This is a genomic window from Actinomycetota bacterium (assembly GCA_016700055.1).
In the GTDB taxonomy this organism is placed as follows: domain Bacteria; phylum Actinomycetota; class Acidimicrobiia; order Acidimicrobiales; family Ilumatobacteraceae; genus Kalu-18.
In genome coordinates, this window is the sequence record CP064997.1 from 501,670 (window position 1) to 522,524 (window position 20,855).

At 69.9% G+C, this 20,855-nt stretch carries 17 protein-coding genes; 8 read left to right on the forward strand and 9 right to left on the reverse strand.

The genetic code is table 11. The annotated features are described in order from the left end of the window. Positions 1-99 precede the first annotated feature (99 nt). Both IPM43_02475 and IPM43_02480 read left to right on the forward strand, forming a co-directional pair. Positions 100-558, forward strand: coding sequence for an Lrp/AsnC family transcriptional regulator (locus tag IPM43_02475; GenBank protein QQS25271.1), 459 nt, complete (start codon positions 100-102; stop codon positions 556-558). A gap of 1 nt (position 559) precedes the next feature. Next, positions 560-1,951 carry an aspartate aminotransferase family protein gene (locus IPM43_02480; protein ID QQS25272.1) on the forward strand — a complete coding sequence of 464 codons (1,392 nt, stop codon included), beginning with the start codon at positions 560-562 and terminating at the stop codon, positions 1,949-1,951. Positions 1,952-1,957: 6 nt separating this feature from the next. Here the strand turns inward: IPM43_02480 and IPM43_02485 are convergent, their stop codons facing one another. Then, positions 1,958-3,385: a gamma-aminobutyraldehyde dehydrogenase gene (locus tag IPM43_02485; protein QQS25273.1), complete on the reverse strand. Its 1,428-nt coding sequence runs from the start codon at positions 3,383-3,385 to the stop codon at positions 1,958-1,960. A gap of 41 nt (positions 3,386-3,426) precedes the next feature. On the opposite strand from IPM43_02485, the gene ald reads away from it, so the two are divergent. Continuing rightward, complete coding sequence (gene ald, locus IPM43_02490; protein ID QQS25274.1) at positions 3,427-4,557, forward strand: alanine dehydrogenase; 1,131 nt, start codon at positions 3,427-3,429, stop codon at positions 4,555-4,557. A gap of 18 nt (positions 4,558-4,575) precedes the next feature. On the opposite strand, the gene IPM43_02495 is transcribed toward ald, so the two are convergent. From IPM43_02495 to nifJ, 3 genes are all read right to left on the reverse strand, one after another. Continuing rightward, the gene (locus tag IPM43_02495; protein ID QQS25275.1) at positions 4,576-5,208 is read right to left on the reverse strand and encodes a hypothetical protein; all 633 of its coding nucleotides are present in this window, start codon (positions 5,206-5,208) and stop codon (positions 4,576-4,578) included. A gap of 133 nt (positions 5,209-5,341) precedes the next feature. Continuing rightward, positions 5,342-6,334, reverse strand: a complete 993-nt coding sequence (locus IPM43_02500) for a dihydroorotate dehydrogenase-like protein (protein QQS25276.1) — start codon at positions 6,332-6,334, stop codon at positions 5,342-5,344. Further along, positions 6,331-9,972, reverse strand: coding sequence for a pyruvate:ferredoxin (flavodoxin) oxidoreductase (gene nifJ / locus IPM43_02505; protein ID QQS25277.1), 3,642 nt, complete (start codon positions 9,970-9,972; stop codon positions 6,331-6,333). Before nifJ ends, IPM43_02500 begins: the two co-directional genes overlap by 4 nt. Positions 9,973-10,085: 113 nt before the next feature. Between nifJ and IPM43_02510 the strand changes: the two genes are divergently transcribed. Next, positions 10,086-11,312: a cytochrome P450 gene (locus tag IPM43_02510; protein QQS25278.1), complete on the forward strand. Its 1,227-nt coding sequence runs from the start codon at positions 10,086-10,088 to the stop codon at positions 11,310-11,312. Between the two features lie 76 nt (positions 11,313-11,388). Continuing rightward, a complete protein-coding gene (locus IPM43_02515) occupies positions 11,389-12,723 on the forward strand; it encodes an MFS transporter (protein QQS25279.1) in 1,335 nt (444 codons plus the stop codon). Here the strand turns inward: IPM43_02515 and IPM43_02520 are convergent. The 3 genes from IPM43_02520 to IPM43_02530 form a co-directional block, all read right to left on the reverse strand. Further along, entirely contained in the window at positions 12,616-13,938 is a 1,323-nt protein-coding gene (locus IPM43_02520) for a UDP-N-acetylmuramoyl-tripeptide--D-alanyl-D-alanine ligase (protein QQS25280.1), read from the reverse strand. The genes IPM43_02515 and IPM43_02520 overlap by 108 nt on opposite strands. 3 nt (positions 13,939-13,941) lie before the next feature. Beyond that, complete coding sequence (locus tag IPM43_02525; GenBank protein QQS25281.1) at positions 13,942-15,111, reverse strand: ferritin-like domain-containing protein; 1,170 nt, start codon at positions 15,109-15,111, stop codon at positions 13,942-13,944. Positions 15,112-15,176: 65 nt separating this feature from the next. Further along, positions 15,177-15,770: a TetR/AcrR family transcriptional regulator gene (locus IPM43_02530; GenBank protein ID QQS25282.1), complete on the reverse strand. Its 594-nt coding sequence runs from the start codon at positions 15,768-15,770 to the stop codon at positions 15,177-15,179. A gap of 141 nt (positions 15,771-15,911) precedes the next feature. Here IPM43_02530 and IPM43_02535 point away from each other — a divergent pair, with 141 nt between their 5' ends. Genes IPM43_02535 through IPM43_02545 form a run of 3 tightly spaced genes read left to right on the forward strand, consistent with a single transcriptional unit; the run spans position 15,912 to position 18,401 of the window. Then, on the forward strand, positions 15,912-16,796 hold the full coding sequence (locus IPM43_02535) for an amino acid ABC transporter substrate-binding protein (GenBank protein QQS25283.1): 885 nt from the start codon (positions 15,912-15,914) through the stop codon (positions 16,794-16,796). Between the two features lie 37 nt (positions 16,797-16,833). Then, entirely contained in the window at positions 16,834-17,658 is an 825-nt protein-coding gene (locus IPM43_02540; GenBank protein ID QQS26303.1) for an amino acid ABC transporter permease, read from the forward strand. A gap of 8 nt (positions 17,659-17,666) precedes the next feature. After that, positions 17,667-18,401, forward strand: a complete 735-nt coding sequence (locus IPM43_02545; protein ID QQS26304.1) for an amino acid ABC transporter ATP-binding protein — start codon at positions 17,667-17,669, stop codon at positions 18,399-18,401. Here the strand turns inward: IPM43_02545 and IPM43_02550 are convergent, their stop codons facing one another. Beyond that, entirely contained in the window at positions 18,402-19,316 is a 915-nt protein-coding gene (locus IPM43_02550; GenBank protein QQS25284.1) for a DUF1996 domain-containing protein, read from the reverse strand. Further along, positions 19,313-20,797: a right-handed parallel beta-helix repeat-containing protein gene (locus IPM43_02555; GenBank protein QQS25285.1), complete on the reverse strand. Its 1,485-nt coding sequence runs from the start codon at positions 20,795-20,797 to the stop codon at positions 19,313-19,315. The genes IPM43_02550 and IPM43_02555 overlap by 4 nt, the downstream gene beginning before the upstream one ends. Positions 20,798-20,855 lie beyond the last annotated feature (58 nt).

A 20,855-nucleotide genomic window follows, 5' to 3' on the forward strand; every position in this document is an offset into this window, starting at 1 on the left:
GGATCGCATGCAATCGACCGCCTGACGCAACGGATACCTTTTGTCGACCGGGCGGATGGCCACCAGAACCGCGCCCGCCCGACGACAGGAGGTCGCCCCGTGAAGCGGTCCGCCACGCCGATCGACGACGTCGACCGGGCGATCATCGAAGCCCTGCAACACGACGGCCGCATCCCCTACACCCGCCTCGGCGGAGCGGTCGGGCTGTCCGAGGCCGCCACCCGTCAGCGCGTGCAGCGCCTGGTCGACCTCGACGTCATCCAGATCACCGCCGTCACGAACCCGCTGAAGCTGGGCAAACGGCGGATGGCGCTCGTCGGCGTGCGCACCAGCGGACGCACCGACGTCGTCGCCGAGCAGCTCGAACCGATGCCGGAGATCGACTACCTCGTCGTCACCGCCGGCTCGCTCGACCTGCTCGCCGAGGTCGTCGTCGACGACGACGCCCAACTGCTCGACCTGACCAACCGCATCCGCGAGGTGCCGGGGGTGGTCAGCACGGAGTGCTTCATCTACCTCGACCTCGTCAAGCAGACCTACGAATGGGGTGCTCACTAGCGTGGGAGCAGACGACGAGTCGAGACTGCGGTCACAGACCGACGACGCCCGCCGTCACCTGTGGGGTCACTTCACCCAACTCGCCACCTGGCAGCGGGCGGAGATGCCGGTGATCACCCGCGGCGAGGGCGCGTACATCTTCGACCAGCACGGCCGGCGTTACCTCGACGGGCTGTCGGGGCTGTTCACCGTGCAGGTCGGCCACGGCCGCCAGGCGTTGGCCGAGGCCGCCGCCCGCCAGTCGTCCAAGCTCGCGTACTTCCCGCTGTGGTCGTTCGGGCACGAGCCGGGCATCGAGCTCGCGCGCCGGCTGGCCGAGCTGGCCCCGGGCGACCTCGACAGGGTGTTCTTCACCACCGGCGGGGGCGAGGCGGTGGAGAGCGCATGGAAGCTCGCCGTGCAGTACTTCCAGGCGATCGGCCAACCTCTGCGGCGCAAGATCGTGAGCCGCCACTACGCCTACCACGGCACCACCCTCGGCGCCCTCAGCATCACCGGCATCCCCGGCATCAAGAACCCTTGGGAGCCACTCCTCCCCGGAACGGTGAAGATCGCGAACACCAACCGCTACCGATGCAAGCTGTGCGCCGCCGCGCCCGCCTGCACCCTCGCCTGCGCGGACGACCTGGAGCGGCGGATCGAGATGGAAGGCCCCGACACGGTCGCGTGCGTGATCGCCGAACCGGTGCAGAACACCGGCGGCGCGCTGACCCCGCCGGAGGGCTACTGGCAACGGATCCGCGAGATCTGCGACCGCCACGGAGTGCTGCTCGTCAGCGACGAGGTGATCTGCGCGTTCGGCCGGCTCGGCCACTGGTTCGGGGCGGAGCGCTTCGGCTACCAGCCCGACATGATCACGTTCGCGAAGGGCGTGACGAGTGGGTACGCGCCCCTCGGCGGGGTGATCGTCTCGGCGCGGATCGCGGCGCCCTTCGTCGAGGACCCGGCGCGCACGTTCCTGCACGGGCTCACGTTCGGCGGCCACCCGGTGAGCTGCGCGGTGGCGAACGCCAACCTCGACATCATCGAGGACGAAGACCTGTGCGGCAACGTGAGGCGCCACGCCGCCCTGTTCGACGACGTGATGGCGTCGCTGGCCGAGCTGCCGATCGTCGGCGACGTGCGCGGCTGCGGCTACTTCCGGGTGGCCGAGCTGGTGAAGCACCGCGACACCAAGGAGACGTTCTCCCCCGAGGAGTGCGACTGGCTGCTGCGCGGCACCCTCTCCCCCAAGCTCTTCGAAGCCGGCCTGATCTGCCGTGCCGACGACCGCGCCGACCCGGTCGTGGTGCTGTCTCCGCCGCTCGTGTGCGGCGAGGAGGAGTTGACGTTCATCGGCGACACGCTCCGCGAGGTGCTGTCCTCCACCTGGGAGGAGTTCCACCGGCGCTGACGTCGGTCAGCTGTCGAGGTTGGCCATCACGTGCTTGATGCGGGTGTAGTCGTCGAGTGCGTACGCGGAGAGATCCTTGCCGTAGCCCGACTTCTTGTAGCCGCCGTGGGGCATCTCGGCGACGAGCGGGATGTGCGTGTTGATCCACACGCATCCGAAGTCGAGATGCTTGGCCATGCGCATCGCGCGCCCGAAGTCCTTGGTCCACACGCTCGACGCGAGGCCGTACTCGACGCCGTTGGCCCACCGCAGCGCCTCCGCCTCGTCACCGAAGCGCTGCACGGTGATCACCGGCCCGAACACCTCGTTCTGGATCATCTCGTCGGCCTGGACCAGGTCGGCGACCAAGGTGGGGGCGTAGAAGTACCCGCTGTCGCCCACCTGCTGCCCGCCGGTGACGACGCGCGCATGGGCGGGAGTGCGCTCGACGAAGCCGGCCACCCTGGCGAGCTGGTTCGCGTTGTTGACCGGGCCGAAGAGCACGTCCTCGTCGTCGGGCATGCCGGTCTTCGAAGCCGCCACCGCCTCGCCGAGCGCAGCGACGAAGTCGTCGTAGACCGCACCTGCGGCGAGCACGCGGGTGGCCGCGGTGCAGTCCTGGCCGGCGTTGAACAACCCGGCGACGGAGATCCCCTCGACCGCGGCTTCGATGTCGGCGTCGTCGAACACGACCACGGGAGCCTTGCCACCGAGCTCGAGGTGGACGCGCTTCAGGCTCTTCGCCGCCGACCCGGCGACCTCCATCCCCGCGCGCACCGAACCGGTGATGGAGACCATCGCCGGCGTGTCGTGCTCCACCATCTGGCGGCCAGTGTCCCTGTCGCCACAGACGACGTTGAACACGCCGGCGGGCAGGAACTCGGCCGCGATCTCGGCGAGCAGGGTCGTCGTCGCCGGCGTGGTGTCGCTCGGCTTCAACACCACGGTGTTGCCGGCGGCGAGCGCCGGGGCGAACTTCCACACCGCCATCAGCATCGGGTAGTTCCAGGGAGCGACCTGGGCGCAGACGCCGACCGGCTCACGCCGGATGATCGACGTCATGTTCGCCATGTACTCGCCCGCACTCCTGCCCTCCAGGTGGCGAGCGGCCCCGGCGAAGAAGCGGATCTGGTCGACCATCGGCGGGATCTCCTCGCTGACGGTCAGGGCGCGCGGCTTGCCGCAGTTCTCCACCTCGAGCGCGACCAGCTCGTCGGCGCGCGCCTCGACCGCGTCGGCGATCCGGATCAGGGCGAGCGACCGCTCCGAAGGCGTCGTCTGCCCCCACGATTCGAACGCCTTGGCGGCCGCCGCCATGGCCGCGTCTACGTCGGCGGCCGCCGACAGCGGAGCCGTGGCGTAGGCCTCACCGGTGGCCGGGTTGACGACGGTCGTCGTGCGGCCGTCGGCCGCGTCGGTGTGGTGCCCGTCGACGAAGTTGTGGAATGACCTCATGGCCGCTGTTCGTAGCACAGGAGAGCGGCAATGATGGGCGGATGACCGCGCAGATCACGACGGTGGGCGTACCGAGGGAGATCAAGACGGCCGAGCACCGGGTGGCGATGACCCCCGACGGCGTCCGTGAGCTCGAGCGGGCCGGGGTCGACGTGTTCGTCGAAACCGGTGCAGGGGTGGGGGCGAGCATCACCGACGCCGACTACGTCGCCGTGGGGGCCACGATCGTGCCCACTGCGGCCGATGCCTGGTCGCAGCAGATGGTGGTGAAGGTGAAAGAGCCCCGCCCCGAGGAGTACGACTTCCTCCGCCCGGGGCTGACCCTCTTCACGTATCTGCACCTCGCCGCGTATCCGGACGTGGCGAAGAGGCTCATCAGCTCGGGCACCGTCGCGGTCGCCTACGAGACCGTCCAGGTCGCCGACGGGGGCCTACCCCTGCTCGCCCCGATGAGCGAGGTCGCCGGGCGACTCGCCCCGCAGATGGGCGCCCACTACCTGGAGCGCCACAACGGCGGGCGCGGTGTGCTGCTCGGCGGCGCACCCGGGGTGCAGCCGGCCAAGGTGGTCGTGCTCGGAGCGGGCAACGTCGGCTGGAACGCGGCCTGGATCTCGGCCGGCATGGAGGCCGAGGTGGTGCTGTTCGACAAGAACCTCGACCGCCTGCGCTGGGTGGACCAGATCAACAAGGGCAGGATCATGACGCTCGCGTCCAACCGCGGGGCGATCGAGCGGAACCTCGCCGACGCCGACCTCGTCATCGGCGCGGTGCTCGTCGCCGGGGGGCGCGCCCCGGTCGTCGTCACCGAGGACATGGTGGCCGGGATGCGACCGGGCTCAGTGATCGTCGACGTCGCGGTGGACCAGGGCGGTTGCATCGAGACCATCCACGAGACGAGCCACACCGACCCGGTGTACGAGGTGCACGGCGTGCTCCACTACGCGGTCGGCAACATGCCCGGAGCGGTGCCGCACACCAGCACGTATGCACTGACGAACGCGACGCTGCCCTACCAGCTCGAGGTGGCCGTACACGGCGTTGCCGGGGCGGCGAGGCGCGATGCCTCGCTCGCCCACGGCGTCAACGTCGTCGCCGGCCACGTCACGAACGCACCGGTGGCCGAGTTCCTCACGGTGCCCTACGTCGACCCGCTCACCGCGCTCGGCGGCTGACGGCTCGCACCGAACCGCTCAGGTGGTCTCGACGAACACCCGCTCGCTCTCCGGGGTGCGCAGGGCGTGGATGAACCCGGCGATCGAGAGCAGGAACAGCAGCGCCGCGGCGAGGAAGCAGACGATGGCGGCTGTTGCCGCGCGCTCACCGAAGATGCTGAACCCGAACGTCGTCAGGAGCAGACCACGCAGCGTCTCGCCCTTGAACATGCTCTCGCGCAGTCCCGACACCTCGGCCACGCGGGCCTCGAGCTCGGTGGTGTCCTCGCCGGCCTCTTCCGCGGCGGCGAGATCGGCCTGCGCGGTCCGCAGCACCCCGCCGACCGTGGCATAGGTCTCACCGGCCAACCCGGCCTCCTCGGCGCTGTGCGCCATGTGCGTCGCGATGTAGAAGTTCGCGTAGCACTCGGCCATCTTGCCGGTGGTCAGGTCCTTGCCGGCGAAGTCGGTGAGGCAGCCACTGCCCTCGACCTCGGTCTCACCGCTCGCGTACTCCTCCGGGAACGAGATGCGCTGGGCGCTGAGCTGGTCGTGCACGTAGTCGTCGGCGAAGTTCGCCTGATTCTGCAGCACGAGGCCGAGGATCAAGAACAGCACGGCGAAGAGCACACCCCCGGCGCTGAAGAGCAGGTCCAAGGTACGGCGCTTCATGACTTTCCTCCCATGACGGGCTGCGGCCTCACCCATCGTGGGCCGGTTCGATGTCATGTCAATCATGTCAGAGAAGCCGAGCACGATCAGGGGACCTAGGACACGACTGCTGCTGACCTTTGCACCGAGAGCGTCACCAGCTGTGGAGCACCTGGTAGTAGTTCGCGCGCTCGTACAGCTCGGGGTCGGCGATGTTGCGCTGGCTGACGCTGCCGACGAGCTGCACCACGCTCGAGTACTCACGCTCCACCATCCACCCGCGCAGCCCGGAGAGGAGCGTCTGCACGTGGGCCGGCCCGTGGCGCAGCAAGGCGCTCGTGGTCATCACCACGTCGGCGCCGGCGAGCAGCAGCTTCACCGCGTCGTCGGCGGTGTCGACGCCGCCGCTCGCCGCGAGTGAGCATTCGACCACCCCGTCGAGGATGCCCATCCAGTGCATCGGCAGGCGGCTCTCGGTGGAGGCCGACAGCTGCAGATGCGGCGTCACCGACAGCGTCTCCAAGTCGATGTCAGGCTGGTAGAAGCGGTTGAACAGCACCAGGCCGTCCGCTCCGGCACCTTCGAGGGCGCGGGCGAGGTGGGCGAGCGCGGTGAACCACGGCGACAGCTTCACCGCCAAGGGCACCCCGATCTCGGCCCGCACCGATTCGACGAGCTCGATCAGGCGGCGTTCGACGTCGAGCGCGGACTCCTCCGGATCGGTGATGACGTCGTACACGTTCAGCTCGATCGCCGCCGCACCCGCGTCGGCCAGGTGGCGGGCGTACCGCACCCACCCGCCGGTGCTCGTGCCGTTGACGCTCGCGATCACCGGCACCGACAACCGCTCGACGGCCTGCTCGACCAGGCTCAGGTGGTGGGCAGGGCCGGTGTCGCCGAGGTCGAGGTCCGGCAGGTACGACAGCGCTTCGCCGTACGACTCCGATCCGGCCCCGAACAGGTCGTCGACGGCGAACGCCTCACGCTCGATCTGCTCCTCGAACAACGACGGCAGCACGACGGCGCCGACCCCCGCTTCGACGAGTGCCTCCCAGTGGGCCGGGTTGCCGGTGACCGGGCCCGCAGAGGCGACGACCGGGCTGCACAGCTCCATGCCGAGGTAACGGGCTCGAAGGTCGACGCTCATTGCACATCCCCCTCTTCTTCGCCGCTGCTGCCGAGGCCGTCGGTGGCCTGACCGGGCGCCGATCGCTCCATTCCGGCCATCTGCTCGTAGTACGCCCAACGATCGCGAGCGTCCTCCTCGGCCAGCCGGAACAGCTCGGCGGCGCGCTTCGGATCGCTGCGCGCGAGGACGGCGAAACGGCCCTCGCTGCGCAAGAAGTCGCCGTACGGAACGCTCGGCGCCTGGGTGTCGAGCTCGAACGGGTGGGTCAGCTCCCCGGCGCCGGGGCGGTAGCGGTACAGCGGCCAGTGGCCACTGCGCACGGCCAGCTTCTGCTGCTCCATCGAACGGCTCATCTCGAACCCGTGCGCGATGCAGGTGCTGTAAGCGATCACGAGGGACACTCCCGGGTGAGCCTCTGCTTCGAGCAGCGCCCGCACCGTCTGCTGCTCGCTCGCGCCGAGCGCGATGTGGGCGACGTAGACGTTGCCGAACGACATCGCCTCCAGCCCGAGGTCCTTCTTCGCGATCGACTTGCCACCGGCGGCGAACTTGGCGACGGCACCACGCGGTGTCGCCTTCGACGCCTGGCCACCGGTGTTGGAGTACACCTCGGTGTCGAGCACGAGGATGTTGACGTTGCGGCCGCTGCCGAGGACGTGGTCGAGGCCACCGGCGCCGATGTCGTAGGCCCAGCCGTCGCCCCCGATGATCCACAAGCTGCTGCGCACGAGGGTGCCGCACAGGTCGCCCAGACGACGGGCGTCGGGCGTGTCTAGGCGGGCGAGGCGCCGGCGCAACTCGGCGACGAGCTCACGCTGGGCGCGGATCCCCACGTCGTCACCCGCGTCGAGTCCGCCCTGGACGAGATCGGCGAGGTCGCCGCCGACGTCGGGCGCGAGCCGGTCGAGCAGTTCGAGTGCGTACCGGCGCTGGCCCTCCCACGCGAGGCGGATCCCGAGGCCGAACTCGGCGTTGTCCTCGAACAGGCTGTTGCTCCACGCCGGGCCGCGGCCGTGCTCGTCGACCGCCCACGGCGTGGTCGGCAGATTGCCCCCGTAGATGCTGCTGCAGCCCGTGGCGTTGGCGACGATCATCCGGTCGCCGAAGAGCTGGCTGAGCAGCTTCAGGTAGGGCGTCTCGCCGCAACCCGCGCAGGCTCCGGAGAACTCGAACAGCGGCGTGCGCAGCTGGCTCGTCTTCACCGTGTCCGGCTCCCACTGCGCGGTGTCGGCCTCGTCGACGGCCAAGAACGCGTCCCAGGCGAGCCGTTCGACATCCAGGTGGTCGCCGATCGGCGCCATGTTGATCGCCCGCCGCTTGACCTGGCTCTTGTCGTGGGCGGGGCACTGGACGACGCACACGCCGCATCCGGTGCAGTCGTCGGGGGCGACCTGCACGGTGAGCAGCAGCCCCGGCACCTCACGGCTGCGGAAGCCCTTGCTCTTCAGCGACCCGGCGGACACCTCGCCGCGTTCGAGCTGCGCGGGGTCGTACGCCTTCATCCGGATCGACGCGTGGGGGCAGACGATCGCGCACTTGCCGCAGTCGATGCAGAGGTCCGGCTCCCAGATCGGGATCTCGGCGGCGATGGTGCGCTTTTCGATCTTCGAGGTCGCCGTCGGGAACGTGCCGTCGGGCGGGAACGCGCTGACCGGCAACAGGTCGCCCTCCCCGGCGATCATGCGGGCGGTGACGCGGGCGACGAAGCCGTCTACACCGTCGGGCACGACGGGCGCGAGCTGCCGGGTGGAGGTGACCGTGGCTCCTACCGGGACAGGGTGCAGGCCCTCGAGGGTGGTGTCGATCGCGGCCAGGTTGCGCTCGACCACGACTTCGCCGCGCTTGCCGTACGAGTAGCGGATCGCGTCGGCGAGCTTGGCGAGCGCCTCGTCCATCGGCAAGATCCCCGACAGCGCGAAGAAGCACGTCTGCATGACGGTGTTGATCCGCCCGGGGATGCCGGCCTTCCGCGCGACCGCCGCCGCGTCGATGCAGTGGAGCTGAAGGCCCTTGCCGATCACCTCGGCCTGCACCTCGGCCGGCAACCGGTCCCACACCTCGTCGGCCGGGTAGGGGCTGTTCAACAGCACCGTCGCGCCGGGCGCAGCGGTGCCGAGCACCGGCATCCGGTCGAGGAACATCCACTGGTGCACCCCGACGAACGTGGCCTGGTCGACGAGGTAGGTCCCCCGGATCGGTTCGGGATCGAAGCGCAGGTGGCTGACGGTCATCGACCCGGACTTCTTCGAGTCGTACACGAAGTACGCCTGCACCTCTAAGTAGGTGTCGTCGCCGACGATCTTCGCCGTGTTCTTGTTCGCCCCCACCGTGCCGTCGCTGCCGAGGCCGTAGAAGACGGCCCGCACCCGCGCCCGGTCGGTACGCCAGGTGGGATCCCACTCGATGCTCGTGTTCGAGACGTCGTCGAAGATGCCCACCGTGAACCCGTTGCGCGGTGACGCCGTCGCGGCCTCGTCGAACACGGCCTTGACCATCGCCGGGGTCAGCTCCTTGCTCGACAGGCCGTAGCGCCCGCCGACCAAGCGTGGCGGGCCACCCTCGTCCCACCGCTGCGGCGCGCTGTGCCACAGCGCGGCCATCACGTCGAGGTGCAGCGGCTCGAACGGCGCCCCCGGTTCCTTCGTGCGGTCGAGCACGACGACGGTACGCACGCTCGGCGGCAACGCGTGCAGCAGCGCCTCGGTCGGGAAGGGGCGGTAGAGCCTCACCACGGCCACGCCGACGCGCTGACCCGCCGCGTTCAGCGCGTCGACGGTCTCGCAGACGGTGCCGTAGGCGGAGCCCATCACCACGATCACGCGATCCGCGTCGGCCGCGCCGTAGTAGTCGACCAGGTGGTACTGGCGCCCGCAGCGCCGAGCGAGGCGGTCGAAGGCGTCCTGCACGGTGGCCGGCACGGCGGCGTGGAACGGCGAGCTCGCCTCCCGCGCCTGGAAGAAGACGTCCGGGTTCTGCGCACTCCCCCGCAGCACGGGTCGCTCCGGGTCGAGGCCGCGCAGGCGGTGGGCGGACAATGCGTCGTCGTCGATCAGCGCGCTCAGGTCCGCGTCGTTCAGCACGCTGATCGTCGAGATCTCGTGACTCGTGCGGAAGCCGTCGAAGAAGTGCAGGAACGGCACCCGGCTGGTGAGCGTGGCCGAGTGCGAGACGGCCGCGAAGTCGTGGGCCTCCTGCACCGTCGACGCGCACAACATCGCGAAGCCCGTCGAGCGGGCGGCCATCACGTCGCTGTGGTCACCGAAGATGCTCAGCGCATGCGTGGCGACCGTGCGCGCGGCGACGTGGATCACCGCCGGGGTCAGCTCACCGGCGATCTTGAACATGTTCGGCAGCATCAGCAGCAGGCCCTGCGAGGCGGTGAACGTCGTCGCGAGCGCGCCGCGGGTGACGGCGCCGTGCAGAGCGCCGGCAGCGCCGGCCTCGCTCTGCATCTCGACCACCTCGGGCACCACGCCCCACAGGTTCGCCCGGCCCTTCGCGCTCCAGTCGTCGGCGAACTCACCCATCGGTGAGGCAGGGGTGATCGGGTAGATCGCGATCACCTCGGAAAGCCGGTGGGCGACGCGCGCGACGGCTTCGTTGCCGTCGAGCACGGCGCGCCCCGTCGCCGCGGTAGTCGCCGTAGGTGCGGCCATGTTGTCGATCGTCCCCCGCCGGGGAGGGTCGGGGCAACCCTCGCCTGCCCCCGCCCGGCGGGACCAAGGTCCCCGCCGCCGAGATGAGCCTGCGTCGGGGGTACGTTTGGCCCATGGGGACCACCGTGTACGAGCTCGACCTCCCGGAGCTCACCATCGATCTGGAGGAGGACGTCGCCGTTCAGGCGGCAGCGCTGCACGAGGTGGCCGGGAAGCACTGGATCGCGCGCAACCCGTTCGGCTTCACGCTGCTGCGCTACGAAGACGTGGTCGCCGTCCTGCGCGACAAGCGCTGGCACAGCGCATCGGCCCGCATCCCCGAGATGCTCGGCATCGACGACGCAGAGTTCATGTCGCGGCGCCGCCAGAGCATCTTGTCGACCGAGGGTGACGAGCACACGCGCCTGCGCCGCCTGGTGGCTCCCGCGTTCACCCCGCGGGCGGCCGACAAGCTGCGCCCGTTCATGCGGGAAGTGGTCAACGGGCTCGTCGACGCGGTCGCCGCCTCCGGGCGGGCAGAGGTCGTCGCCGACATCTGCGAGCCGTATCCGATCCCGATCATCTGCGAGCTGCTCGGCGCGCCGAAGCGGGACTGGCAGCTGTTCAGCCGCTGGGCCACCGACGTGCTGCGCATCTTCAACTCGAACCTGGCCGAGGAGATCCCCCTGATCGTCGCCGCGCAGGACGAGCTCGACGAGTACACGCGCGAGCTCATCGCCGAGCGGCGCCAGCGTCCTGCCGACGACCTCATCACCGCTCTGATCGCGGCCGAGGAAGCCGGCGACCGGCTGTCCACCGACGAGCTGGTGATGATGGTCGAGGCGGTGATCGTCGCCGGCACCGACACCACGCGCAACCAGCTCGGGTGTGCATTGGCCGTCTTCGCCGAGCACCCCGAGCAGTGGCAGCTCCTCGCCGCCGATCCAGCACTGGCGGCGCGGGCGGTGGAGGAGTCGATGCGCTACTTCGGCGCGGTCCGCGGCACAGGTCGCTTCGCGAGCGAAGAGATCGAGTACCGCGACATCACGTTCCCCGCCGGCACGCTCGTGATGCCGTCGCTCGCGATGGCGAACCGCGACGAGGCCGTCTTCGGATCCCCGGCGCCGGACACGTTCGACATCACCCGCGAGCCCTCCGGCCAACCCCAGCTCACGTTCGGCTCGGGCATCCACTACTGCCTCGGCGCCGCGTTGGCGAGGGCCGAGCTGCAAGAGGCGCTGCCGTTGCTGGCGACTCGGTTGCCCGGGCTGCGCCTCGACGGGCCGGTCACCTGGAAGCCGGCCACCGTCGGCATCTTCGGGCCGCAGCGGCTGGCGGTCACGTTCACCCCCGGCCACTGACGCCCGAACCGGGGAGCTGCCCGCAAGCAGGTCGCTACGATTGACCCACGGGTCAAGTGGCCCGCCACCACCCCCGATGACCGAACTCGGCGAACCCTCCAGGCGCGCACGCACCCCTCCCAAGCCGGGCACCGCCCGCGCCGCGCTCGCCTACCCCGACTTCCGCCTGATCTGGATCGGGTTGTTCTTGTCGAACGTCGGGACGTGGATGCAGAACCTGGCGCTGCCCGCGTACGTCGACGCCCGCACCGAGTCAGCTGCCATGGTCGGGATCCTGCTCTTCGCCCAACTCGGCCCGCTGCTCGTGTTGTCGATCCCCGGGGGGATCATCGCCGACAAGGTCCCCCGGCGCCCGTGGCTGATCAGCATGCAGTCGGCTCAGCTCGTCTTCTCGGTCGTGCTCGCCGCGATCGTGTCCGTCGACGGACCGCTCTGGGGCTTGTTCCTCGCGCAGCTCGCGATCGGGGTCGCGAACGCGCTGAATGCTCCTGCGTTCCAGGCTTCGATCCCGATGCTCGTCGACCGGCGCGACCTGCCGGGCGCGATCAGCCTGAACTCGGTGATGCTGAACGGCAGCCGCGTCATCGGCCCGGCCATCGCCGCCGTCCTCGCCGCGTGGGGCGTGACCACCGCCCAGCTCTTCCTCGTGAACGCGGCCACCTACGTGTTCTTGATCCTCGCCCTCCTCCGGGTGGCGATCCCGTCTCCCGTCGCGCATCACGCCGAGGCCGGCTGGCGGCGGGCGTTGACCGGGGTGCGCATCGCGCGGGAGCGCCCCGTTCTCGGCCGGCTGCTGCTCGCGATGTTCGGCTTTTCGTTCTTCAGCCTCGTATACGTGGCCCTGTTCGCCTCGATGGTGCGGCTCAACCTCGGCGTCAACCCGAAGGGCCCGACGTTCAAGTGGCTCTACGCGGTATGGGGGCTCGGGGCGATGCTCGGCGCGCTCGCCGTCGGCACGGTGCTCGTCAACATGGATCGGCGCCGGCTGATCGCGCGGGGCTTCGCCGGCTTCGCCGTCAGCCTCGCCGTGTTCGCGCTGCTGCGCAGCCCGGCACCGGCCTACCCGGTGGGGGTGGTGCTCGGGTTCTTCTACTTCCTGACCGCGACCTCGATGATCACGGTCTTCCAGCAGAACATGCGCGACACCGAGCGCGCGGCGGTGATGCCGTTGTGGTTCATGGCCTTCGGCGGGTCGGTCACACTCGGCGGGCTGGCGTTCGGGCCGATCTTCGACCGCATCGGCGCCCGCCCGGTGATGCTCTTCGGTGCGGCGTTCGCCGCCTTCCTCGCGTGGTGGTGCGACCTACGACGGATGCCCCGCAGCGCCTTCCTCGACGAGGAGCCGTACCACACGCTCCAACCCGGCGACGCGGCTGCCCTTCACGAGGACGGCGTCACCTCTCCCGAGTGAGCCGAGGGCGCCGGGCACTCCGTCGGCGTCGATGCCGGTGATGCCGTAGAGGTCGGTCCCCACGGCGACCACTTGCACGCCGAGCTCCGCGGCGCGGGCGGCGACGGCGCGGTGCTGCTCGGCCGGCTGGTCGAGCTCGGCCATCAGGCCGAGGACGGCGACGCGCCGGTTGGCATGCATCGCCGCCAGCGTGTCGAGCGCGGCCAGCACCGAGGTGGGGTTCGCGTTGTACGAGTCGTCGACGACCGTCGCCCCGGACGACGTGGCGCGCATCTCCATCCGCATCCCACTGATCGCGGCCGACGCGAGCGCGTCGGCGGCTACGTCGATCGGCACCCCGAGCACCCCTGCTGCGGCCAACGCCGCGGCCGCGTTGGCCGCCATGTGCGCGCCGGGCACGCGCAGGTGCACCTCGGCGACACCCCACGGCGTGCGACAGCGAAAGCTCGAACGAGCGAGCGCGTCGAGGTGCAGGTTCTCGATGCGTACGTCGGCAGCAACTCCGCTCCCGTACGTGAGCACCGGCGCCTCGCTGCGCTCCGCCATCGGCAGCACCCACGGATCGTCTGCGTTCAACACCGCCGTGCCCGCCGCGGGGAGTGCCTCGACGAGCTCCCCCTTCGCCCGCGCGACCCCGGCGAGCCCACCGAGGCGCTCGGTGTGGGCCTCCCCCACCCCGGTGACCACCCCGATCGTCGGCCGCCCGACGCGGCAGAGCCGCGCGATCTCGCCCGGGCCGCGCATCCCCATCTCGAGCACGACGACCTCGACGTCGTCGGGGGCGTTCAGGATGGTGACCGGCAGACCCTGCTCGTTGTTGAAGCTGCGTTCGGCGGCGGCGGTGCGCAAGCGCGCCCGGGCGACGGCGGCGACGAAGTCCTTCGTGCTCGTCTTGCCCACCGAACCGGTGACGGCGACGACGCTGTCGGGCAGGCGGCCGCGGCCCCACGAGGCGAGCGCGAGCAGCGCCGCCGCCGTGTCGGGCACGCGGATGGCGGTGGCGCCCTGAGGTTCACGCTCGGTGAGGTATGCGGCCGCTCCCCGGGCGAGTGCCGCGGCGACGAACTCGTGGCCGTCGCGCGCGGCGACGAGCGGCACGAAGAGCTGGCCGGGGTGCACCTCGCGCGAGTCGAAGGTGGCGCCGTCGACGACCGTGTCGGGCCCGACGAGCTCGGCCCCGATCGCCGCGGCGGCCTCACCCGCTGCGAAGCGCACGCCTCAGACGGTGGCGACCGGGTTCGGTGCCTCGGCCCCGAGCTCGAACTTCAGGTACTCGTCGCCGGTGTTCTCCCAGTCCTCGAACTGGATGACGCCCATCTCCTCGAACCGCCGGCGCAGCCAGGCCTCGTTGCGGTCGAGCAGGCCGAGCTTCTTGCAGTTCGGGACGATCTTCGAGAACAGCATCTGCTGGAAGAGGTCGCGGGTCGGGTCGAGCAGCACGATCGGCACGATGTCGCGCGGGTTGACCCCCATGCGCTCCCAGACCTCTTGTGACAAGAACCGGTCACGCATGCGCACCGCGGCCTCGTAGGCGAACTCCTGGCGATCCTTGATCTCGGCATCGCTCATGCCCTCGTACACCTCTTTCAGCGACAGCACGCCGAAGGCCACGTGGCGGGCCTCGTCGCTCATCACGTAGCGCAGCAACTGCTTCAGCAGCACCTCTTCGGTCATCTGGTGCATGAACCCGAACGCCGCGAGCGCGAGGCCTTCGACCATCACCTGCATCCCGAGGTACGTCATGTCCCAGCGGCTGTCGTTGACGATGTCGTCGAGCAGCATCCGCAGATGGGCGTTGATCTGGTATCCGCCGCCGAGCTTCTCGTCGAGGTAGCGGGCGAACACCTCGACGTGGCGGGCCTCGTCGACCACCTGGGTCGACGCGTACAACTTGGCGTCGTACCACGGCACCGTCTCGGTGATCTTCGCGGTGCAGATCAGTGCACCCTGCTCGCCGTGCAGGAACTGCGACAGCGTCCACTTGCGCTGCTCGATCCCGAACGCGAGCCACTCCTTGTCGGTCCAGTGCTCGATCACCGTGCCGTCGTAGCGGTTCGGGTCGAGCCCGGCCATGATCGCCACCTGGTCTGCCGACACGACCTGCTCGAGGTCGACCTGGGTGTCCCAGGGAAGGTCCGTCGTCGCGTTCCACTGGCCGGTCTTCGCCTTCTCGTAGAGCTTGCGCAGTGCCGGCCGGGAGAGGCTGTAGTCCCAGGTGAAGATGGCGTCGGCGTTGTCCTTCACGACATGTTCGATCTCGTCGACCGACGTGTTCGTCACGGAGAGGATGGCCTCGATGTCGTTCAGCGACGCGCGGTCGAGGATCGCCGAGTCGTCGCGTGCGCCCGCATCGGGAGCGGTGGTCGGGTTCTGTTCGGTGGTGCTCAAGGTGGTGACCTTCCAGGGGAGGGACGGATGGGTTTGCTTGGCTGGCAGTGGCTGTCAGATGGCTGTCAGGAGGCGTGGGCAGCGGGAACGGCGGCCGCGAAGGACGGCAGCACGACCTGGTGCAAGAACTCACGGGCGGACTCGGTGTCGCCGAGATCGATCTGGCCGGAGGGGGCGAGGAAGTACGAGATGACGAGACGCGCGACGAGGTCGACGAAGCGAGCGGCCTCGCGGCGGTCGAGGTACGGGTCGACGAGCGGGGCGAGGAACAGCGTCGCCACCCGGATGATGCGCGGCAGCCCGTCGACGGTGAGCGACGAGATGGTCGTGCCCGGTTCGGAGGCCATCATCAGGGCGAGGTGTTCGTCGGCGCGAAGCTCACGGGTGGAGTGCACGACGGCGCGCACGGCGATCTCTTCGAAGCTGTCGGCGCCGCGCAGGTGATCGCTCAACCGGGTGAAGAACTCCTCGAGCTCTTGGACGCGCAGCGACTCGAACAGCACGTCCTTGCCACCGGGGAACATCCGGTAGAGCGTCGCCCGGGAGACTCCCGCCTCGGTCGCGATGTCGTCGACGGTCACCTTGTCGACACCCCAGCGCTCCATGCAGCGCTTCGCCGCGTCGAGCACGCGGCGCGCGGGGGTCTCGGCAGCCGACATCCTTGAGACACTAAGACACCCATTGTCTCAACGTCAAGGGTGCCTACCTCCCCCGACGGACGTGAGCTGCGGGCTAGCGTCGGCGGCGAGCCGGCGACCGTTCGCCGCCGCGAGAGAACCCGGACGACCGGAGGAACACGAATGACCGCTCGACGCCCCCTGGCCCTGCTCGCCACAGCCGCATTCGTGCTCGCGGCCTGCGGCGGCGACGACAACGGTGACACCGCCGACACCGGGGGCTCCGGCGGCGACGTCGAGGATCCGGCCGCGTGCGCAGAAGGCAAGACGCTCGAGGAGGGCGCGCTCACGATCGGCACGGGAAGCCCCGCCTTCTCACCGTGGGTGCTGAACGACGCCCCGGAGAGCGGCGAGGGCTTCGAGGCCGCGGTGGGGCTCGCCGTGGCCGGCCAGCTCGGGTTCGAGGGTGAGGCCGTCACCTGGGTGCGCACCACGTTCGACGAGGCGATCCAGCCCGGGGCGAAGAACTTCGACTTCAACCTGCAGCAGTACTCGATCACCGAAGAGCGGGCCGCGAACATCACCTTCAGCGACCCCTACTACGCGACGAACCAAGCGATCGTGGGCTTCCCCGAGTCCGCTGCGGCCGGCGCGGAGACGCTCGCCGACCTGAAGGATCTGCGCTTCGGGGCCCAGGTCGGCACGACGAGCCTCGACTTCATCGTCGACATCATCGAGCCCAGTTCGGCGCCTCTCGTGTACGACGACAACGTCGGCGCGAAGGCCGCGCTGGAGGCCGACCAGATCGACGCGATCGTCGCCGACCTGCCGACCGCGCTGTACATCTCCGCGGTGGAGATCGAGGGCTCGGCGGTCATCGCCCAGTTCCCCTTCGGCGCCGGCGGCATCGCCGACGAGTTCGGGATGGTGTTCGAGAAGGACAACGACCTCGTCGAGTGCGTCAACGCGGCGCTCGCCGCGCTGCGCGACTCGGGCGAGCTCGCGGTGATCGAGCAGACGTGGCTCGCCGAACAGCCCGACAGCCCGCCGGTGATCCCCGTCGACTGAGCGCCCTCCACCGAGACGCCGACCGAGCCCACCGGTGCTGACCCGCCGCCAGCAGTACGAGCGTCGGCAGCGCCGGCGCTCGGCTGGCATCGCGGCCGTCTCCACCGCGGTCGTCGTCGCCGCGGTCGTACTGCTGGTCCCGCTCGCGCCGCGCTGGGACAGGGTGAAGGCAAGCTTCTTCGACGGCGCGCAGTTCCGCGACTCGTTCCCCCGCCTGCTCGACGCGTTCGTGCTCGATCTCAAGATCTTCGCCTGGACCGCCCCGGCGATCCTCGTGTTCGGCATGCTCGTCGCGATCGCGCGCAACGTGCGCAGCCCGGCGCTGTTTCCGTTACGGGCCTTCGCGGCGGTCTACACCGACGTGTTCCGGGGAGTGCCGGTGATCCTCACCATGTACCTCGTCGGCTTCGGCGTGCCCGGCCTCGGCATGCCGAGGCCCTGGAACAGCCCGCTGCTCTGGGGTTCGGTGGCGCTGATCCTCGCCTACTCCGCGTACGTCGCCGAGGTGTTCCGCTCCGGGATCGAAGGCGTCCACGAGAGCCAGCGCGCGGGCGCCCGCTCGCTCGGGCTGTCGAGCAGCCAGACGATGCGCCACGTGGTCATGCCCCAGGCCGTGCGGCGCGTGGTGCCACCGCTCATGAACGACCTCGTCAGCCTGCAGAAGGACGTCGCCTTGGTCAGCCTGATCGGACCGGTGGAGATCCTGCGCCAGGCGGGGATCGAGAAGGCCAAGTTCGCGAACTTCACGCCTTACGTCGCCGCCGCGGTGATCTTCCTCGCCGTCACCGTGCCGCTGACGCGCCTCACCGACCACCTCCTCGCCAGGCAGCGCCGGCGCACCTCGGCGACGGCGGTCCGTTGAGCGCGAAGATCGTCGTCGACGCCGTCTCGAAGGCGTTCGGCGGCAACGTCGTGCTCGACGGGATCAGCCTCGCCGTGGCCGAGAGCGAGGTGATCTCGCTGATCGGTGCCTCCGGCTCGGGCAAGAGCACGCTGCTGCGCTGCATCAACCTGCTGGAACCGATCGACGACGGCCGGGTGCTGCTCGACGGCGTAGACGTGAGCGAGCCGGGCCGCGACCCGAACCCGGTGCGGCGTCGCATCGGCATGGTGTTCCAGAGCTTCAACCTGTTCCCGCACATGCGAGTGCTCGACAACGTCTCGCTGGCCCCACGCAAGGTGTTGGGCGTGGATCGAGCGCACGCCGACGCGGCGGCGATGGCGCTGCTCGACCGGTTCGCGCTGGCCGACAAGGCCCACGCCTACCCGGACCAGCTCTCGGGCGGCCAGCAGCAGCGCGTCGCCATCGCTCGCTCCCTCGCGATGCAACCGGAGGTGATGCTGCTCGACGAGATCACCTCCGCGCTCGATCCCGAGCTCGTCGGTGAGGTGCTCGACGTCGTGCGTGAGCTGAAGCGCAACGGGATGACGATGATCCTCGCCACGCACGAGATGGGCTTCGCCCGCGAGATCAGCGACCGGGTCTGCTTCCTCGATCGCGGCCGGATCCTAGAAGACGGCGCACCCGAGCAGATCTTCGCGAACCCCCGCGAGCCGCGCACCGCCCAGTTCCTGCAGCGGGTCATCGACGCCGGGCGGATGTAGCTAGCCGTTCACCCGCCCGCTCGACACGCCGCACACCACGCCGCGGTGCAGGCACAGGCGCACCTCGGTGGCCAGCTTGTCCTGGTCCCAGGCGTTCACGAAGTCGGCATGGCCCGACAGCACGCCCCCGGACGCGAGTGCGAGCCCCGCGGGATCGCCGCTCACCGGGTACGAGACGGTCAGGGTGAGCTGGGGGATCGCCACCGGATGGCTCGGCGGGCAACCACCACCGCTCGAGTAGTGCACGTGGTCACGGTGACCGACAGTGTCGAGGCGCTCGCCGTCCCAGCAGTCGGGGAACGTGACGAGCAGGCGCAGCCCCCGCTGAGCGGGGCACTCCGGGGGCACCTCCGAGCGGGCCGAGCTGGTGCCACACGACCACGAGACGACCGCGAGCGGTTGGGGCGAGGTCGCCGTCGGGTCTCCGGCGATCATCATCAGCCCCGGCGGGTAGGCCTCGACGGTGGTCGGGTCGATGCCGGCGCCGGCGCGGTAGTACGCCACCGCCTCGATCGGCTCGACCATCCGCCCTTCACGCAGCAGCGCCGGCGCCCAGTACGACGCGGTGTCGAGACGCTGCTCACAAGACGTCGCCGCCCCCTGCATCGAGTCGTACGTGGCCTCGGCGTATGCGGCACGGTTGCCGAAGAACGTGTGCATGTGGGACGCGCCGGGTTCACCCGGGTAGACGATCGGGTCGTCGGGCGCGACGTGGCTCAGCCCGCAGCGCACGACGAACTGCGGGTCACGCCCCTGCGGCCCGGTGACGACCGCGTCGGGTGTACCCGCCAGCGCCGCTGGCGCCACGGGGAATGCCTCGCCATGAGGCGCGGAGTGCGTACCCCCCGCACCGTCCGAGCAGGCTGTGATCGTGAGCAGCGCCGCGGCGATCACCCCGCCGGCGCGCAGGCTCACGACGGCTTGACCGGCACCGCGATCGCGTCGAGGTCGACCGCGAAGGGAACGTCAGTGGCCGGTCGGGCGGGGGCGGTGGCCGCGTCGGGCATGTTGTCGAGCGTCGGGCGCTCGGGCAGTTCGGCCTCTTCGAAGGGGACCGAAGGTGGTCGGGTCTCCGCCTCGACCAGCCACTCCACCACGTTCAGCGCGTTTGCGGTCCAGTCGCCTGCACCCGCTGCGTCACACGGCGCGAGCGCCTCGAGGTCGGTCGGCGCGGAGAGGGTGAAGGTGTTGCCGGCGAAGCAGTTGCCGAGGCCGGAGCCGTCGCCTTCGGCCACGCCGACGGCGATGTCGGCCGCCCGGTTGTCCTCGAGCACGTTGTCGCGCACGACGTTGTTCTTCGAGTTCCAGATGATCGCCCCGGTCACCTCTCCCGGCACGTCATCCTTGGTCTCGTCGCAGGGTACGGCCCAGTCCTCTTCGGTCGGCTCGGTGTCGCTCGGGTCTTCCTCCAGGAAGGGCACCAGGCCGATGCCGGTCTTGTCGTGGTCGTACACCAGGTTGCGCTCGATCACGTTGGCTACGCCGCCCGCGGACAGGATGCCGTTGCCCATCGCCAGGATGGCGACGTCGATCGCGGGCGTGTCCGCCTGGTTGTTGGAGTGCACCACGTTGCCGACGATCGTCGTCTCACGCTCGGGGTAGCAGAGCTCGTAGCTACCGCTGTTCGGCACCACGCCGGCGCGGTTGTTGTTGAACGTCGAGCGCACGATCGTCAAGTTGCCGCCCGAGTTGGTGCCGGAGTAGCCGAGCCCGTTGTGCTCCGACACCACCGTGTCGATCACGGCATCGCACGGGTAGCACTGGCCGATGTAGAAGCCGGCGTCGGGGCTGCCCGCGGCGTACGAGTACTCGAGCTGGCCCTTCACGGAGTCGAACGCGTAGATGCCGTAGTCGCCGTTTCGCCAGGCCGTGAGATACGAGCCGCGGTAGCCCTCGACACCGGTCCAGAAGAAGCCGTTGAACGTGTAGTTGATGGCGGTCATGTTCTCGATCGCCACCCCGTTCGCGCCGAGGACGCGGATGCCGTTGTCGAGCTCGAACTCGCCGTCGAGGATCACCGTGTTGCGGTCGACGCCGCGGATGGTGAGCTCGTTCGTCTCCACGTTGACGGCCTCGTTGTACGTGCCGGCGGCGATGAGCACGAGGTCGTGGGGCTCGGAAGCGTCGACCGCGGCCTGGATGGTCGGGTACTCCTCGGGCACGTTCAGCACCCCGTCGGCATCACCTTCGGGCGCGTTGGTGGCGGGCGCGTCGCTGGCCGGCGCGTCGGTCGCGGGCGCGTCGGTGGCCGGCGCATCGGTGGCCGGAGCGTCGGTGGACGGGGTCTCGGTGGAGGGTGTCTCGGTCGAGTCACCGCCACTTCCGTCGTCACCCCCACAGCCGGCGAACGCGAGCGCGGCCACCGTCATGAACGCGAGTGCGCGGCGTGATCCCATGTCGTTTCCCTCCCCCTCGGCGCCCGCCTGGCCGTGCGCCGCTCACCTTCGTAACCCG

Coding starts and splice junctions, on each gene's coding strand:
- IPM43_02500 (QQS25276.1), bottom strand. CDS start 6,334: ATGAGCGTCGACCTTCGAGCCCGTTACCTCGGCATGGAGCTGTGCAGC.
- IPM43_02485 (QQS25273.1), bottom strand. CDS start 3,385: ATGAGGTCATTCCACAACTTCGTCGACGGGCACCACACCGACGCGGCC.
- IPM43_02530 (QQS25282.1), bottom strand. CDS start 15,770: ATGTCGGCTGCCGAGACCCCCGCGCGCCGCGTGCTCGACGCGGCGAAG.
- IPM43_02515 (QQS25279.1), top strand. CDS start 11,389: ATGACCGAACTCGGCGAACCCTCCAGGCGCGCACGCACCCCTCCCAAG.
- IPM43_02495 (QQS25275.1), bottom strand. CDS start 5,208: ATGAAGCGCCGTACCTTGGACCTGCTCTTCAGCGCCGGGGGTGTGCTC.
- IPM43_02535 (QQS25283.1), top strand. CDS start 15,912: ATGACCGCTCGACGCCCCCTGGCCCTGCTCGCCACAGCCGCATTCGTG.
- IPM43_02555 (QQS25285.1), bottom strand. CDS start 20,797: ATGGGATCACGCCGCGCACTCGCGTTCATGACGGTGGCCGCGCTCGCG.
- nifJ (QQS25277.1), bottom strand. CDS start 9,972: ATGGCCGCACCTACGGCGACTACCGCGGCGACGGGGCGCGCCGTGCTC.
- IPM43_02510 (QQS25278.1), top strand. CDS start 10,086: ATGGGGACCACCGTGTACGAGCTCGACCTCCCGGAGCTCACCATCGAT.
- ald (QQS25274.1), top strand. CDS start 3,427: ATGACCGCGCAGATCACGACGGTGGGCGTACCGAGGGAGATCAAGACG.